Consider the following 16,226-nt stretch of genomic DNA (forward strand, 5'->3'; position numbering starts at 1 on the left):
GAGCCTCTATGAGCCTTTTGTCACTACCGCACGCCAGCGTTGCGGTTATCCACACTGATGCCCAGGCCTTGCAGATCGCCGAGGATATCGCCCAACAATTGCGTCAGGACAGCATCCTGCGCGACCGCGAGCGGCAGTTGCCGCATGCCGAACTGGCGTTGTTCTCGCGCTCTGGCCTATGGGGTATCACGGTCCCGAAAGCCTACGGTGGTGCCGGGGTGTCCAACGTCACCCTGGCCAAGGTTATCAGCCGTATTGCCCAGGCCGACTCATCGCTCGGCCAGATCCCGCAGAACCACTTCTATGCACTGGAAGTGCTGCGCGTCAACGGCAGCCCAGAGCAACAGCAGCGCCTGTATGCCGAAGTACTCGCAGGCCAGCGCTTCGGCAATGCCCTGGCTGAGTTGGGCACCAAAACCGCCCATGACCGCACCACCGCACTGAGCCGTGAAGGCGAGCACTGGCGCATCAATGGCCGCAAGTTCTACGCCACCGGTGCGCTGTATGCTCAACGGATTCCGACCTCGGTGGTCGACGAGCACGGTGAACAGCACCTGGCCTTCGTTCCAGCCAACAGCCCGGGCCTGAATGTCATCGACGACTGGAGTGGTTTCGGCCAACGCACCACCGGCAGTGGTTCGGTGGTGTTCGACAACGTGCAGGTAGCGGCCGACGATATCGTGCCCTTTCAAAGCGCCTTCGAGCGGCCAACACCCGTCGGGCCACTGGCGCAGATTCTCCATGCTGCGATCGACACGGGCATCGCCCGCGCCGCTTATGAAGATGCCCTGCAGTTCGTGCGTACACGCACGCGGCCCTGGATCGACTCGGGTATCGAAAAAGCCACCGACGACCCGTTGAGCCTGAAGGCCTTCGGGCACCTGGCAATTCGTCTGCACGCCGCCGAGGCACTGCTCGAACGCGCAGGTGAATACCTCGACAGGGCGCAAGCCGAGACCAACGCCGACACCGTTGCCGCCGCTTCCATTGCGGTTGCCGAAGCACGGGCCATCAGCACCGAAATCTCGCTGGCCGCCGGCAGCACCTTGTTTGAGCTGGCAGGCAGCCAGGCCACACTGGCCGAACATGGCCTTGACCGGCACTGGCGCAACGCCCGCACCCATACCCTGCACGATCCGGTGCGCTGGAAGTACCACGCCATCGGCAACTACTACCTCAACGATGAAAACCCACCACTGCGGGGGACCATCTGATGGCGAAGAAAAAGATCCTGCTCAATGCCTTCAACATGAACTGCATCGGGCACATCAACCATGGGCTGTGGACACACCCACGGGATACCTCCACCCAGTTCAACACACTGGAGTACTGGACCGACCTGGCCAAACTGCTTGAGCGCGGACTGTTCGACGGGCTATTCATCGCTGACATCGTTGGCGTCTATGACGTGTACCAGCAATCGCTGGACGTCACGCTCAAGGAGGCCATCCAGTTGCCGGTCAATGACCCGCTGCTGCTGGTGTCCGCCATGGCCGCAGTCACCCGTAACCTGGGCTTTGGCCTGACGGCCAACCTGACCTACGAGCCCCCCTATCTGTTTGCTCGACGGCTCTCCACGCTCGACCACCTGAGCCGCGGTCGGGTTGGCTGGAACATTGTCACCGGCTACCTCGACAGCGCGGCAAAAGCCATGGGCCTGGACGCCCAACCGGAGCATGACCGCCGCTACGACCAGGCCGATGAGTACCTGCAGGTGCTCTACAAACTCTGGGAGGGCAGTTGGGAAGACGATGCGGTGGTCAACGATCCACAGCAACGGGTCTATGCCCAGTCAGACAAAGTGCACAAGGTGCAGCACCACGGCGAGTTCTATCGCGTCGAGGGCTATCACCTCTGCGAGCCCTCTCCGCAACGGACCCCGGTGCTGTTCCAGGCCGGTAGTTCCGAACGCGGCCTGAGTTTTGCCGGGCAGCACGCCGAGTGCGTGTTCATCAGCGGCCAGAACAAAGCCGCGACGCGGGCCCAGGTCGACAAGGTGCGGGCCGCAGCAGTGGCCGCCGGGCGCGACCCGCAGTCGATCAAGGTGTTCATGGGCCTGACGGTCATCGTTGCCGAGAGCGAGCAGAAAGCACGGGCCAAACAGGCTGAGTACCTGCGCTACGCCAGCGCCGAAGCCGGGGTTGCGCACTTTGCCAGCTCAACCGGAATCGACTTTGCCAAGTACGACTTGGACGAACCGATCCAGTACGAAAAAAACAACGCCATCCAGTCGGCCACGAAAAACCTGCAGAACAACGACTGGACCCGCCGCAAGCTGCTCGAGCAACACGCCCTCGGCGGGCGCTACATCACCCTGGTCGGCTCACCAACCCAGGTTGCCGATGAGCTGGAAGCCTGGATCGACGAAACCGGCCTGGACGGTTTCAACCTGGCGCGCACGGTCACCCCGGAAAGCTATGTCGACTTCATCGACCTGGTCATACCCGAGCTGCAACGCCGTGGCTCGTACAAAACCGCCTACGAAGACGGCAGCCTGCGGGAAAAACTCTTTGGCGGCAGCGCCCGACTGCCTGACCAGCACACCGGGGCCAGCTACCGCACCCCGTCTGAATCAACCGTCCAACCGATTGGAGCGCTACAGCATGCTTAAGACCGTTCTGGCCCGCCCTGTTGCGGCCATCGCCCTGACCCTTGGCCTGTTTGGTGCGGCACAGGCAAACGAGGCCCCGCTGAAAGTCGGCACTACTGCGGCCTTCGCCCCGCCGTTGGAAGCCGCCGTCAGCGAAGCCAGGAAACAGGGGCTCAAGGTGGAACTGATCGAGTTCAGCGACTGGATCGCACCGAACGTCAGCCTCGCCAACGGTGACATCGACGTGAACTATTACCAACATGTCCCGTTCCTGGAAAACGCCAAGCACGCGGCGGGTTTCGACCTGGTGCCGTATGCACCCGGGATCATCAATAACGTGGGGCTGTACTCGAAGCGCTACAAAAGCCTCGACGAACTGCCTGAAGGTGCCAGCGTCGCGATTGCCAACGACCCGATCAACAGCGGACGCGGCCTGCAGTTGCTGGCCAAGGCAGGCTTGATCACCCTCAAGCCAGGTGTCGGCTACAAGGCGACTGAAGATGACATCGTCGCCAACCCGAAGAAGCTGAAGATTCTTCAGGTCGAAGCGGTGCAACTGGTACGGGCTTACGATGATGCCGACCTGGTGCAGGGTTATCCGCACTACATTCGCCTGGCAAACACCTTCGATGCCAACTCCGCGTTGCTGTTCGACGGCCTGGATCACAAGGAATACGTGATTCAATTCGTGATCAAACCACAGAGCAAAGATGACCCGCGCCTGGCCAGGTTCATTGATATCTACCAGCACTCGCCGGTCGTTCATAGCGCATTGGACAAGGCCTACGGCAAGCTCTATCAGCCTGGCTGGGAGCGTTGAGATGAGTGCCGCCAACGCCCGCCTGGCGCTGGACGCGCAACCGTTCGCGCCACCTCAAAACGCTCAGCAAAGGGCCCTGCACCCGGAGCTGAGCACAGCCCATATCCGTTTCATAGGCCTGAACAAGACCTACCCGGGGCAAGCTGCCCCGGCGCTGTCGAGCATCGACCTGAACATCCAGCGTGGCGAGATCTTCGGCATCATCGGCCGCAGCGGCGCGGGCAAGTCGTCGCTGATCCGCACCATCAATCGCCTGGAACAACCGAGCAGCGGGCGGGTACTGATCGACCAGGTCGACATCGGTGAGTTCGACGAAGACCGTCTGGTGAACCTGCGTCGTCGCATCGGCATGATCTTCCAGCACTTCAACCTGATGTCGGCCAAAACCGTCTGGCAGAATGTCGAGCTGCCGCTGAAGGTAGCCGGTGTGCCAAAGGAGCAACGCCAGCGCAAGGTCGCTGCGTTGCTGGAGCTGGTCGGTTTGCAGGAAAAACACCATGTCTATCCGGCACAGTTGTCCGGTGGGCAAAAGCAGCGCGTCGGCATTGCCCGGGCGCTGGTCCATGACCCCGAAATCCTGCTCTGCGACGAAGCAACCTCGGCACTGGACCCGGAGACCACCGAGTCGATCCTGGGCCTGCTGCGCGATATCAACCAGCGCCTGGGCCTGACCATCGTGCTGATTACCCATGAGATGGCCGTGATCCGCGAGATCTGCCACCGCGTGGTGGTGCTGGAAAAGGGCCATGTCGTCGAGCAGGGCGCGGTTTGGCAAGTGTTTGGCGAGCCACAGCACGACGTCAGCAAGACCTTGCTGGCGCCACTGCAACCGGCCCTCCCCGAACACCTGCAAGCGCGCCTCCAGGCACAAGCGCCCGGCCCTGAGGCGGCGCTGGTACTGCGCTTGCGGGTCAGTGGCCGGGACAAGCATGCACCGCAGTTGTCGACACTGTTCAGTACGCTAGGTGGCCGGGTCAGCCTCTTGCAGGGTGGCATTGAGTCAATTCAGGGAAGGCCCCTGGGCCAGTTGGTGATTTCGGTGGAGCAATCACCGCATAGCCACGACAACGTGATCGAACGCGCCCAAGGCTGGGCAGCACAGGTGGAGGTACTCGGATATGTGGTTTGATCGTCTGCTACAGGGTGTACTCGATACCTTGCTGATGGTGGGCGTGTCTTCGCTGATCGCCCTGCTTGCCGGCATCCCGTTGGCGGTGATTCTGGTCACCAGCGGCAAGGGTGGGATCTTCGAGGCACCGACCGTCAACCGGGTGCTCGGCGCCTTCGTCAACCTGTTCCGCTCGATACCGTTTCTGATTCTGATGGTGGCGTTGATCCCCTTCACCCGCCTGATCGTCGGCACCACCTACGGCGTCTGGGCGGCAGTGGTACCGCTGACCATTGCCGCAACCCCCTTCTTCGCACGGATCGCCGAAGTGAGCCTGCGCGAGGTCGATCATGGTCTGATCGAGGCGGCGCAGGCGATGGGTTGCCGACGCTGGCACATCGTCTGGCATGTACTGTTGCCTGAAGCCCTGCCAGGCATCGTCGGCGGTTTTACCATCACCCTGGTCACCATGATCAACTCCTCGGCGATGGCCGGGGCCATCGGCGCGGGCGGCCTTGGCGACATCGCCTACCGTTACGGCTACCAGCGTTTCGACAGCCAGATCATGCTGACCGTCATCGTCATGCTGGTGGTGCTGGTGGCACTGATCCAGTTGGGCGGCGACCGCCTGGCCAAGGGCCTGAACAAACGCTGACCCCCCCTGTGGGAGCGGGCTTGCCCGCGATACAGACGCCGCGTACTACTGTACCTGCCACACGCGCCGCACCTCCGTACAGTCAAGCGTGTTTCGGCTCCTTGATCTTGAACCAGGCCACATAAAGCGCCGGCAGAAACAGCAACGTCAGCAAGGTTGCGATGATGATCCCGCCGATCATCGCGTAGGCCATCGGCCCCCAGAACACTTCTCGCGCAATCGGGATCATGCCCAGACTCGCCGCGGCGGCCGTCAGCAGGATCGGCCGACGTCGGTGATCGGTCGCCTGCATGACGGCCTCCCACGGGCCATAGCCCTGGGCTTCATACTCATCAATCTGCGTCACCAAAATCACCGAGTTACGGATGATGATACCGATCAACGCCAAGATCCCCAGGATCGCCACGAAGCCCATCGGCGTACCGGTCGGCACCAACGCCAGTACCACGCCAATCAACCCCAACGGTGCGACGCTGACGACCAGGAACAGCTTCTGCACGCTGTGCAGCTGGATCATCAGAAAGGTCGCCATCAGGAACAGCATCAGTGGCACAACCTTGGCAATTGGCGCCTGGGCCTTGGCGCTGGACTCCACCGTACCGCCGGTGGCCACCTGGTAGCCGGCTGGCAACTTGCTGGCGAATTCATCGATCTGCGGTTTGAGCTGCCTGACCAGATCCGTGGGCTGAATCTCACTGCTGACCGCTGCCTTAACGGTAATGGTCGGTTTGCGGTCGCGACGCCAGACCAGTGGCTGCTCCAACTCATAGCGCACAGTCGCGAACGCCAGCAATGGGATCGAAGTGCCATTGGGCCTTTGGATTTGCAGGTTCTGCAGGGTCTGTGGCGAGGCGCGCTCATTGTCATCGGCACGGGAGATCACGTCGATCAGGTAGATGTTGTCACGCACCTGTGTCACCGCCGCACCGCTGACAATACCGTTCATGATGTTGGCCACATCTTCGGAAGACAGCCCCAACTGCCGGGCCTTGTCCTGAGCAATGTCGATACGCATGACCTTGCCCGGTTCGTTCCAGTCGTAAATGATCTCGCCGATGTTCGGGTTGTTATCCAGCAAGGTCGCCAGCCCGATGGCATGCCGCCGCACCTGATCGGTGTCCGAACCACTGACCCGGTACTGGATCGGCCAGCCCACGGGCGGCCCCATTTCCAATGACTGGGTATAGGTATTGATACCGACAAAGTCGGTTTTCAGCCGCTCCCGCAAGCGGGCCATCAACGCTCCGCGCTCCTCGAAGCCCTTGCTGACGATGACAAATTGGGCAAAGTAGGGGTTGACCAGTTGTTGGTCCAGCGGCAAGTAGAAACGGATCGCGCCCTGGCCAATGTAACTGCTCCAACGAACGATATCCGGATCGCCCTTGAGCGTTGCTTCAAAGCGGTCAACCGCCTTTCGGGTTTCTTCGATCGAGGCGTTCTGCGGCAGGTTGAAGTCGATAAGAAACTCCGGGCGGTCCGAGGCCGGAAAGAACTGGTTCTGCACGAACCGCATAGCGAACAACGACAGCGCAAACAGCAGCACCGTGGCAATGATCGTTAGCCAATGATGACGCATGCACCAGAGCAAACCGTTCTGGAACGCCTTGTCAAAGCGCCCTGCTTTCTTGTCGTGGGCCTTCACCTTGGCATTGAGGATATGCACGCCCAGCACCGGGGCAAACAGCACGGCAACCACCCAAGACACCAGCAGGGATATGGCAATGACTGCAAACAACGTGTAGGTGTACTCGCCCGCCGAGCTGGCGTTAAGACCAATGGGCACGAAACCGGCGACGGTCACCAGCGTGCCGGTCAACATCGGGAACGCTGTCGAGGTATAGGCAAAGGTTGCCGCTTGCTCTTTGGTCTCGCCCATTTCCAGGCGGGTGACCATCACCTCGACGGTGATCATGGCATCGTCCACCAACAACCCCAATGCAATGATCAACGCACCGAGAGAGATCCGCTGCATGGTGATACCGCTGTACTCCATGAACACGAAGACCATGGCCAATACCAGCGGGATCGAACATGCCACCACCAGGCCGGCACGGATGCCAAGGCTGATAAAACTCACCACCAGCACGATCACCACAGCCTCGAACAGCGCGCTGGTAAAACCACCAACGGCTTCTTCGACCACCACCGCCTGATCTGAAACGGTATGCACCCCGACGCCCACCGGCAAGTCGGCGACCACTTCCTCCATTTTCTTGTGCAGGGCCTCACCGAATACCTGCATGTTACCGCCGGATTTCATGCCGACGCCCAGGCCAATCGCCGTCTGACCATTGAAGCGGAACATCGGCGTCGGCGGGTCGACGTAACCGCGGCTGATATCGGCAATGTCGGCCAACCGGTAAAAGCGATCGTTGAGACGCAGGCTCACCTGTTCCAGGTCTTTCTCGGAGGCAAACTGGCCTGTGGTACGTACCGAAATCCGCTCTGGTCCGGCCTCGATGATGCCCGCAGGCGTTACTGCGTTCTGCGCTTGCAAGGCTCGTATTGCCTGGTTCCGATCAATGCCCATTGCGGCCATCTTGCGGGTGGAAAAATTCAGGTAAAGCACTTCGTCCTGCGCGCCGATCATCAATACCTTGCCCAGATTCGGTACCGCACGAAGCTCGGCGCGCACTTGCTCGACATAGTCGCGCAACTGCCGCATGGTCAGCCCGTCAGCAGTAAAGGCGTAGATGGAGCCATACACGTCGCCAAACTCGTCGTTGAAACCCGGCCCCTGAACCCCCTTGGGAAAATCAGCCTTGATGTCCTGGATCTTCTTGCGAACCTGGTACCAGATTTCCGGAATGTCCTTGGCGTTGGTGGTTTCAAGCAGGTTGACGTATACCGTCGACTCACCCGGGCGGGTGTAACTTTTCACATAATCGAGAGAGTCCAGTTCTTCGAGCTTCTTTTCGATCCGGTCGGTAATCTGATTGAGGGTCTCATCCTGGGTCGCACCCGGCCAACTGGTCTGGATGACCATGGTCTTGATGGTAAAGGAAGGGTCTTCTTCCCGACCCAGGTTCAGGTAGGAGAACACGCCCATCAACAGGGATACGAACATCAGGTACCAGACGAACGACTGGTGTTTGAGCGCCCATTCGGACAGGTTGAAGCTCCTTTTCATGGGCCCACCTCATCAAGTTTGACCTTTTGCCCCGGCTTCAGGCTGTGTACCCCGGCACTGACCACTCGCTCTCCAACCTCCACCCCCGAGGCCAACGCGACCCGCTCTTCGTTACGTTCAAGTACCTTGACCTCACGGGGCGAGACGGTCTGCTGCTGCTCGTCGACCACCCATACCCGGCTCTGGCCGTCCGCCTCTTGCACAGCGCTGACGGGTAGTTCCACACGTGGCGCCACGGCCGAACTCAGGGAGACACTGATTGCCGTCCCCAGGCGGAAGCCGATCGGCGACTCGGCCAGAGTCAAACGGGCACGACGGGTACGGGTCGCCGCGTCGGCCTGCGGCTCAAGCTCACGCAGCGAGGCGGATGTATTAGTGCTGGGGTCAAGCTGCGCCTCAACATAAAAACGCAAGCCCTTGGGCAACTGCTCCGCCAGTGTTGTCGGCAGGTCGATAACCGCCTCCTTGACTTCAGGACGGGCCAACGTGACCACGGGTTGGCCGGCGGTAACGGTCTGTCCGGCTTCGGCTTGCCAAGCCGTCACAACGCCCCCATGGTCGGTGTGCAGCTCGGTGTAGCCGAGCTGGTCACGCGCCTCCCTGAACGCCGCACTGGCCTGGTCCAGGGCAGCCTTGGTGGTCTTCAGGTTGGTCTGGGCAATATCCAATTGGGCCTGCGCGCCAGCCCCCCGCTCGTATAACTGCTGCTGGCGTCGAGCATTGGCCTGGGCGTTGATCAATTGGGCCTGGATTTTGGCGAGGTCACCCTCGGCGACGCGCAGCTGGTTACGCTGATCGGTCGGGTCAAGCGTGGCCAGCAAGGCATCCTTGGCCACCTCGGTGCCAACATCCACATGACGCTGGGCGATTCGCCCACCCACCCGAAAACCCAGGTTGGTTTCATAGCGTGCCTGGATGCTCCCGGCATAACGCCCCAATTGTTGAGCGTCCTGTGTCGTGACCCGCAACGTCAGTACCGGGCGTACGGGTTCCTCGCTGTGTTCCTCGGTGCAGGCAACCAGGCACAGGCAGGAGCTGAGAAGGATCGCAACAGATTTCATGGCGTCACCCCTTCAGCACTGGCCGGAGCCACCTCAACCACTGCACCTGGGTGCAAGGTCTGGCCACCGGCCACGACCACCGTCTCACCGCCCTTCAACCCCTCCGAGATCACCACCTTGCCGGTCAGGTAGCGGCTAACCGTCACCAACTGCAGGTTGACCTTGCCGTCCTTGTCGACCACCCAGACAGCAGGATCATGCAGCGCCTTGGTCAAGGCCGCCCAAGGCAGCTCGACACTTGTTTTACCCGCAGCATTCACGCTGGCACTGACGACGGAGCCCAGCTCCATGCCCTTGGGAGTCGAGTCCAGCCCGACTTTTACCTGCACAGTACCGCTCTGCGCCGAGACGGTCGGGTTCACTTCACGCACCCGCCCCGAGGCCTGCACTTGCGGGTTATCGACCATACGAACAGTCACGCGCCGGTCATTACGTGGGTCAACCGACAGCGACTCATACACGTTGAACACCGCATCGCGCGGGCCATCGACAGCCAGGCTGAAAATGGGCATTGTCGCTTGAACCACCTGCCCGACTTCGGCCTGACGCGCGGTGATGATGCCTGCAGCATCGGCTACAAGGGCGGCATAACTCAACTGCTCACGGGCATTGGCCAATTGCGCCTCGGCAGCCTTCAGCGCGCTACGGCTACTGAGAAGGGCGGCTTCGGCGGTGTCGTATTCGCTCTGGCTGGTGTAGCCCTTGGGCAGCAACTTTTGCTGCCGGGCAAACGCCGTGCTGGCCTGGGTGACACGTGCCTGCTCGGCAAACACTTGTGCAGCGGCTGAATCGACGTCGGTCTGCAGGTCCTTGGGGTCAAGCCTTGCCAGCACCTGCTTGGCCGTCACCCGGTCGCCAACATCGACACTGCGGGAAATGATCTTGCCGCCCACCCGGAACGACAACTCAGTCTGCACGCGTGCCTGGATATCGCCTGTCAGCGTCGCTGCGGCAGCGTAATCATTGGTCTCGGCAACCTGAACCACAACACGCGGGCGTTGCGACTCGATGGTTGTTTTCTCGCCACAGGCCCCTAGTAGCAACGTGAGCCCCAGGCAGACAATCAGGTTTGGACGCGACACCGGCATGCGAGCTCCTTGCGATACCCAGTCGAAGAGAGGATGCGAGTGTTAGCGTAGATCAGGGTTACGAGCGCCGCTTGCGAAGCCAGCGAAGGAATGCAGGAATCGACACTACATTGCGTAGGTCAAAAAGAAATGTTGATTCAGATCAGAGAGACAGAAAAGGCCGCCCGGGTGAGGGGCGACCTTTTCGGCGATACCACCATTGCGTAAGCGCATACGCCAGCTGACGTATGCGCTTGCTTGCACTTACACCGAAACGGCAGCAGGTGCCGGCGCGCGACGCACGTCCGGTTGCTTCCACGAGTCGGCTGCACTTTCCTCGATGGCTTGCTGGATAGCCCGACGACGGCGCTCTTCGGCACGACGGCTGAAGTACCAGACCAGGAAGGTCACCAACGACACCGACAGCAGAATCAAGCTGGCCACCGCGTTGATTTCCGGCTTCACGCCCAGACGCACAGCCGAGAAAACTTCCATCGGCAGGGTGGTCGAGCCCGGGCCGGAGACGAAGCTGGCCAATACCAGGTCGTCCAGCGACAGGGCAAAGGACATCATGCCGCCCGCAGCCAGCGAAGGCGCGATCATCGGGATGGTGATCAGGAAGAACACCTTCCATGGCCGCGCACCCAGGTCCATTGCAGCCTCTTCGATAGACAGGTCCAGCTCGCGCAGGCGTGCCGACACCACCACCGCTACATAGGCAGAGCAAAAGGTGGTGTGCGCAATCCAGATGGTGAGGATGCCACGTTCCTGCGGCCAGCCGATCATCTGTGCCATTGCCACGAACAGCAGCAGCAACGACAGACCGGTAATCACCTCAGGCATGACCAACGGCGCAGTGACCAGGCCACCAAACAGGGTACGGCCCTTGAAGCGGGTTACCCGGGTCAGCACGAAGGCCGCCAGGGTACCGAGGACAACGGCGGCAATCGCGGTGTAGCAGGCGATTTCCAGCGAGCGCGCCACCGAGCCCATCAACTGGCTGTTGTCGAGCAGGCCAACGTACCACTTCACCGACCAGCCGCCCCAGACCGTCACCAGCTTGGAGGCGTTGAACGAGTAGATCACCAGGATCAGCATCGGCAGGTAGATGAACAGCAAGCCCACTACCAGCATCAGCTTGGAGAAACTGAAACGCTTCATGCCCGACCCTCCATCTCTTTGGCCTGACTACGGTTGAAGAGCAGGATCGGTACGATCAGGATCGCCAGCATCACTACCGCCAGTGCCGAAGCCACTGGCCAGTCACGGTTGTTGAAGAACTCTTGCCACAGCACTTTACCGATCATCAGGGTTTCCGGGCCGCCGAGCAGCTCTGGGATAACGAACTCACCTACAACCGGAATGAACACCAGCATGCAACCGGCGATGATCCCGTTCTTGGAGAGCGGCACGGTGATTTTCCAGAAGCTGTTGAAGGTGCTGGAACCCAGGTCGGAAGCGGCTTCAAGCAAGCTTGGGTCGTGCTTCACCAGGTTGGCATACAGCGGCAGGATCATGAACGGCAGGTACGAGTACACCACACCGATGTAAACCGCCAGGTTGGTATTGAGGATCTGCAACGGCTGGTCGATAAAGCCCATGGTCATCAAGAAGCCATTAAGCAGGCCGTTGTTGCTGAGGATGCCCATCCAGGCATAGACCCGAATCAGGATCGCGGTCCAGGTCGGCATCATGATCAACAGCAGCAGGACCGTCTGGGTTTCCTTGCGCGCATTGGCGATGGCGTAAGCCATCGGAAAGCCAATCAACAAGCACAGCAGCGTGCTGATGAAGGCCATCTTCAACGAGCCCAGGTACGCCGACAGGTACAGCTCGTCGTCGGTCAACATGGCGTAGTTGCCGAGGTTCAGCACCAGTTCGAGTTTCTGCTCGACGAAGGTATAGATCTCGGTGTACGGCGGAATAGCGACGTCCGCTTCGGCAAAGCTGATCTTCAGAACGATGAAGAACGGCAGCATGAAGAACAGGAACAGCCACAGGAATGGCGCACCAATGACCAGGTGACGCCCCTCGGGAACCAGGCGCTGGAAAGCGCGCTTCAGTTTTCGAATTTTCATGAGCGCAGTACCACACCGGAGTCATCTTCCCAGCACACATAGACCTGGTCACCCCAGGTTGGCCGGGTTCCCTGGCGTTCGGCGTTGGCAACGAACGACTGCACCACCTTGCCGCTCGGCAACTCGACGTAGAACACCGAATGGCCACCCAGGTAGGCAATATCGTGAACCTTGCCGCGCGACCAGTTGTGCTCGCATGACGGTTGCTCGGTGGTTACCAGCAGCTTCTCTGGGCGCAGCGCATAGGTGATGTGCTTGTCTTCCACCGAGGTAGTGACGCCGTGGCCAACATAGATGCCGCGCTCAAGCTCGGGGCTGGAGATCAGCGCATAGCTTTCGGCGTCGTCCACCACTTCGCCTTCGAACAGGTTGACGTTGCCGATGAACTCACAGACCAGGCGGCTGGTCGGGGTCTCGTAGACGTCGATCGGGCTACCGATCTGGGCGATCCAGCCCAGGTGCATGATCGCAATGCGCTCGGCCATGGTCATGGCCTCTTCCTGGTCGTGGGTCACCATCACGCAGGTCACCCCCACGCGCTCGATGATCTGCACCAGTTCCAGTTGCATCTGCGAACGCAACTTCTTGTCCAGTGCGCCCATTGGCTCGTCGAGCAACAGCAGTTTTGGCCGTTTGGCCAAGGAGCGGGCCAGGGCCACACGCTGACGCTGACCGCCGGAAAGCTGGTGCGGCTTGCGCTTGGCATACTGGGTCATGTGCACCAGCTTGAGCATCTCGGCCACACGGGCGTCGATCTCGGCAGCCGGCATGCGGTCCTGCTTCAGGCCGAACGCGATGTTCTGCGCAACGGTCATGTGCGGGAACAACGCATAGGACTGGAACATCATGTTGATCGGCCGTTCATAAGGCGGCATATCGGTGATGTCGACACCATCAAGGAAGATGCGGCCTTCGGTCGGACGCTCGAAACCGGCCAACATCCGCAGCAATGTGGATTTACCCGAGCCGGAGCCACCCAGCAGAGCGAAGATCTCGCCCTTGCGGATTTCCAGGGACACATCGTCCACGGCGACCGTTTCGTCGAACTTTTTTGTAACCCGATCGATCTTCACCAGCACCTGTTTAGGTTGCTGGCCGCCATCGAGGGCTTTTTTATAGGCACCGGAGGCAACAGCCATGTGTGAAACTCCCAACAAGAATTTTTGCAGCCCGCCCCTGCCGTGACGGGCCCTGGATACTCATTTGCCCGACTTGACCTTGGTCCAGCTACGGGTCATCAAACGTTGCACCTTGGGTGGCAACTCAGCATTGACGTACAACTTGTCCAGCACCTCTTGCGGTGGATAAACCGCTGCGTCGGTTCTAACGCTCTGGTCCATCAGATCGCCAGCCTTTGGATTCGGGTTGGCATAACCGACGTAATCGCTGACCTGGGCAATAACCTCAGGCTTGAGCAAATAGTTGATGAAAGCGTGCGCCTCTTTGAGATTGCCGGCGTCCTTGGGAATCGCCAGCATGTCGAACCAGAGGTTGCCGCCCTCCTTGGGAATTGCATACGCCACCTGCACGCCCTTGCCCGCCTCTTCAGCGCGGGACTTGGCCTGGAATACATCGCCGGAGAAGCCAGCGGCCACACAAATGTCGCCGTTGGCCAGGTCCGAGATGTACTTGGACGAGTGGAAATAGGTCACGTAAGGGCGTACCGCCATCAGCTTGGCCTCGGCCTTTTTATAGTCGGCCGGGTTGGTACTGTTGGGGTCCAGGCCCATGTAATTGAGCACTGCCGGGAGCATCTCGTCCGGGGAGTCGAGGAACGCGACACCGCACGCGGACAGCTTCTTGATGTTTTCCGGCTCGAACAGCATGGCCCACGAGTCGATCTTGTCGGTACCCAGCACGGCCTTGACCTTGTCGACGTTGTAACCAATGCCGTTGGTGCCCCACAGGTAAGGCACCGCGTACTGGTTGCCCGGGTCGTTCTTGTTCAGGCGCTTGAGCAGCGCAGGATCGAGGTTCTGCCAGTTCGGCAGCAGCGATTTGTCGAGCTTCTGGAACGCACCCGCCTTGATCTGCTTGCCGAGGAAATGGTTGGACGGCACGACCACGTCATAGCCGGAACGACCGGCCAGTAGTTTGCCTTCCAGGGTTTCATTGGAATCAAACACGTCATACAACGGCTTGATGCCGGTTTCTTTCTCAAAATCTGCCAGTGTGGTCTGACCGATATAGTCCGACCAGTTGTAAATGTGCACCGTGGGCGCCGCTTGGACGCTGATCGCCAGCGCCAGACCCGCTCCAGCCATCAAGGCCTTGCGAAATACAGAAATAGACAAGTGGAAGGTCCTCTCAATAGTGCCCGAGCTAAACGACAGAATGCTCTGCCGGATAACCAAACCGGCGCGCAACTTACCTTCGATACACCCAACCGGCAAAAAATATTTGCCCTCACCTCCCGCAAAAGCGCTGCCCTAGAGCTTCCGGGCAGCGCTCAGCGGGTCAACCCAGGCTTATTTGCCCGACTTGATCTTGGTCCAGCTGCGCGTCAGGATCCGCTGGGTAGCCGGCGGCAAGTCGCTGATTGCATACAGCTTGGCCTTCACTTCATCCGACGGGTAAATGCTCGGATCGCCAGAGATGTCCTTGTCCACCAGCGGCGTTGCCGCTTTGTTGCCGTTCGGGAAGCGGACGGCGTTGGTGATCTCGGCCATGATTTCCGGCTGCATCAGGAAGTTCATGAACTGATAGGCTGCGTCGAGGTTCTCGGCATCCTTTGGAATCGCGACCATGTCATAGAAGCTGCCCGCGCCTTCTTTCGGAATGGCGTAGCTGAGCTTGACCTTGTCGCCAGCCTCATGAGCACGCGCCTTGGACTGCTCCAGGTCGCCCGAGTAACCCACGGCGACGCAGATGTTGCCGTTGGCCAAGTCCGAGATGTACTTGGAGGAGTGGAAGTAAGCGATCGAAGGACGGATTTTCAGGAACAGCGCTTCGGCCTCAGCCAACTGCTTCTTGTCCTGGGAATCGGTCGGGTAGCCGAGGTAGTGCAGCGCCACCGGAATCATCTCGGTCGGCGAATCGAGGAAGCTCACGCCGCAGCTCTTGAGCTTGGCGATGTTCTCCGGCTTGAGCACCACGTCCCAGGAATCGATCTTGTCGACGCCCAGCGCAGCCTTGACCTTCTCCGGGTTGTAGCCGATGCCGATCGTGCCCCACATGTAAGGGAAGGCGTGCACGTTGCCCTTGTCGCTGGCATTGCCAACGGCGTTGAGCAGGTCGGTATCGAGGTTTTTCCAGTTCGGCAGCTTGGACTTGTCCAGCTCCTGGTAAACCCCGGCCTTGATCTGCTTGGCCAGGAAGTTGTTCGAAGGTACGACCACGTCGTAACCGGATTTACCGGCCAGCAACTTGGCTTCCAGCGTTTCGTTACTGTCGAAAACGTCGTAGACCACCTTGATGCCCGACTGCTTTTCGAACTTGGCGATGGTGTCTGCTGCAATGTAGTCAGACCAGTTGTACACGTGCAGCGTCTTGTCTTCTGCCTGAACAGCACTGGCCATTGCCCCCATCAGGGACATTGCCAACAGCGTCTTGCCCAATTTCTTCATGCGTAATGCTCCAGAATTTTTATTGACCATCTGTTCAGCAACCGGGACCTTCGGCGCAGGCACTAGGCGACTGAAACAGCCGCTAGTCTGGCAAGGTACAAGGCGCTCTTTCAAGGAAAGAGCAACCCTGAGCCCCCTTAATGTCACAACG

General features: G+C 60.0%; 13 protein-coding genes. 5 read left to right on the forward strand and 8 right to left on the reverse strand.

Features of this window, described 5'->3' with window-relative positions:
* Positions 1–8 precede the first annotated feature (8 nt).
* From CS390_RS23515 to CS390_RS23535, 5 genes are read left to right on the forward strand one after another with little or no spacing between them, the layout of a single operon-like run.
* Positions 9–1,214: an SfnB family sulfur acquisition oxidoreductase gene (locus tag CS390_RS23515; protein ID WP_099776239.1), complete on the forward strand. Its 1,206-nt coding sequence runs from the start codon at positions 9–11 to the stop codon at positions 1,212–1,214.
* Entirely contained in the window at positions 1,214–2,611 is a 1,398-nt protein-coding gene (locus CS390_RS23520) for an LLM class flavin-dependent oxidoreductase (protein ID WP_099776241.1), read from the forward strand. The genes CS390_RS23515 and CS390_RS23520 overlap by 1 nt, the downstream gene beginning before the upstream one ends.
* The gene (locus CS390_RS23525) at positions 2,604–3,410 is read left to right on the forward strand and encodes a MetQ/NlpA family ABC transporter substrate-binding protein (protein ID WP_099776242.1); all 807 of its coding nucleotides are present in this window, start codon (positions 2,604–2,606) and stop codon (positions 3,408–3,410) included. The genes CS390_RS23520 and CS390_RS23525 overlap by 8 nt, the downstream gene beginning before the upstream one ends.
* 1 nt (position 3,411) lies before the next feature.
* Entirely contained in the window at positions 3,412–4,539 is a 1,128-nt protein-coding gene (locus CS390_RS23530) for a methionine ABC transporter ATP-binding protein (RefSeq protein ID WP_099776244.1), read from the forward strand.
* On the forward strand, positions 4,529–5,173 hold the full coding sequence (locus tag CS390_RS23535; protein WP_099776246.1) for a methionine ABC transporter permease: 645 nt from the start codon (positions 4,529–4,531) through the stop codon (positions 5,171–5,173). The genes CS390_RS23530 and CS390_RS23535 overlap by 11 nt, the downstream gene beginning before the upstream one ends.
* A gap of 82 nt (positions 5,174–5,255) precedes the next feature.
* Here the strand turns inward: CS390_RS23535 and CS390_RS23540 are convergent, their stop codons facing one another.
* From CS390_RS23540 to CS390_RS23575, 8 genes are all read right to left on the reverse strand, one after another.
* On the reverse strand, positions 5,256–8,303 hold the full coding sequence (locus CS390_RS23540; RefSeq protein WP_099776248.1) for an efflux RND transporter permease subunit: 3,048 nt from the start codon (positions 8,301–8,303) through the stop codon (positions 5,256–5,258).
* Positions 8,300–9,364, reverse strand: a complete 1,065-nt coding sequence (locus tag CS390_RS23545) for an efflux RND transporter periplasmic adaptor subunit (RefSeq protein WP_065761694.1) — start codon at positions 9,362–9,364, stop codon at positions 8,300–8,302. Before CS390_RS23545 ends, CS390_RS23540 begins: the two co-directional genes overlap by 4 nt.
* Positions 9,361–10,452, reverse strand: coding sequence for an efflux RND transporter periplasmic adaptor subunit (locus CS390_RS23550; protein WP_065761695.1), 1,092 nt, complete (start codon positions 10,450–10,452; stop codon positions 9,361–9,363). Before CS390_RS23550 ends, CS390_RS23545 begins: the two co-directional genes overlap by 4 nt.
* A gap of 243 nt (positions 10,453–10,695) precedes the next feature.
* Positions 10,696–11,592: an ABC transporter permease subunit gene (locus CS390_RS23555; RefSeq protein WP_099776250.1), complete on the reverse strand. Its 897-nt coding sequence runs from the start codon at positions 11,590–11,592 to the stop codon at positions 10,696–10,698.
* Positions 11,589–12,509, reverse strand: a complete 921-nt coding sequence (locus tag CS390_RS23560) for an ABC transporter permease subunit (RefSeq protein WP_065760074.1) — start codon at positions 12,507–12,509, stop codon at positions 11,589–11,591. Before CS390_RS23560 ends, CS390_RS23555 begins: the two co-directional genes overlap by 4 nt.
* Entirely contained in the window at positions 12,506–13,648 is a 1,143-nt protein-coding gene (gene potA, locus CS390_RS23565) for a polyamine ABC transporter ATP-binding protein (RefSeq protein ID WP_065760073.1), read from the reverse strand. Before potA ends, CS390_RS23560 begins: the two co-directional genes overlap by 4 nt.
* A gap of 60 nt (positions 13,649–13,708) precedes the next feature.
* The gene (locus tag CS390_RS23570; RefSeq protein ID WP_099776251.1) at positions 13,709–14,803 is read right to left on the reverse strand and encodes a polyamine ABC transporter substrate-binding protein; all 1,095 of its coding nucleotides are present in this window, start codon (positions 14,801–14,803) and stop codon (positions 13,709–13,711) included.
* A gap of 174 nt (positions 14,804–14,977) precedes the next feature.
* A complete protein-coding gene (locus CS390_RS23575) occupies positions 14,978–16,075 on the reverse strand; it encodes a polyamine ABC transporter substrate-binding protein (protein WP_099776253.1) in 1,098 nt (365 codons plus the stop codon).
* Positions 16,076–16,226: the final 151 nt, after the last annotated feature.

The sequence above is a fragment of the Pseudomonas sp. HLS-6 genome, from assembly GCF_002753995.1.
Lineage (GTDB): Bacteria > Pseudomonadota > Gammaproteobacteria > Pseudomonadales > Pseudomonadaceae > Aquipseudomonas > Aquipseudomonas defluvii.

Coding starts and splice junctions, on each gene's coding strand:
- CS390_RS23535 (WP_099776246.1), top strand. CDS start 4,529: ATGTGGTTTGATCGTCTGCTACAGGGTGTACTCGATACCTTGCTGATG.
- CS390_RS23540 (WP_099776248.1), bottom strand. CDS start 8,303: ATGAAAAGGAGCTTCAACCTGTCCGAATGGGCGCTCAAACACCAGTCG.
- CS390_RS23530 (WP_099776244.1), top strand. CDS start 3,412: ATGAGTGCCGCCAACGCCCGCCTGGCGCTGGACGCGCAACCGTTCGCG.
- CS390_RS23555 (WP_099776250.1), bottom strand. CDS start 11,592: ATGAAGCGTTTCAGTTTCTCCAAGCTGATGCTGGTAGTGGGCTTGCTG.
- CS390_RS23545 (WP_065761694.1), bottom strand. CDS start 9,364: ATGAAATCTGTTGCGATCCTTCTCAGCTCCTGCCTGTGCCTGGTTGCC.
- CS390_RS23520 (WP_099776241.1), top strand. CDS start 1,214: ATGGCGAAGAAAAAGATCCTGCTCAATGCCTTCAACATGAACTGCATC.
- CS390_RS23525 (WP_099776242.1), top strand. CDS start 2,604: ATGCTTAAGACCGTTCTGGCCCGCCCTGTTGCGGCCATCGCCCTGACC.
- CS390_RS23560 (WP_065760074.1), bottom strand. CDS start 12,509: ATGAAAATTCGAAAACTGAAGCGCGCTTTCCAGCGCCTGGTTCCCGAG.
- potA (WP_065760073.1), bottom strand. CDS start 13,648: ATGGCTGTTGCCTCCGGTGCCTATAAAAAAGCCCTCGATGGCGGCCAG.
- CS390_RS23515 (WP_099776239.1), top strand. CDS start 9: ATGAGCCTTTTGTCACTACCGCACGCCAGCGTTGCGGTTATCCACACT.
- CS390_RS23550 (WP_065761695.1), bottom strand. CDS start 10,452: ATGCCGGTGTCGCGTCCAAACCTGATTGTCTGCCTGGGGCTCACGTTG.
- CS390_RS23575 (WP_099776253.1), bottom strand. CDS start 16,075: ATGAAGAAATTGGGCAAGACGCTGTTGGCAATGTCCCTGATGGGGGCA.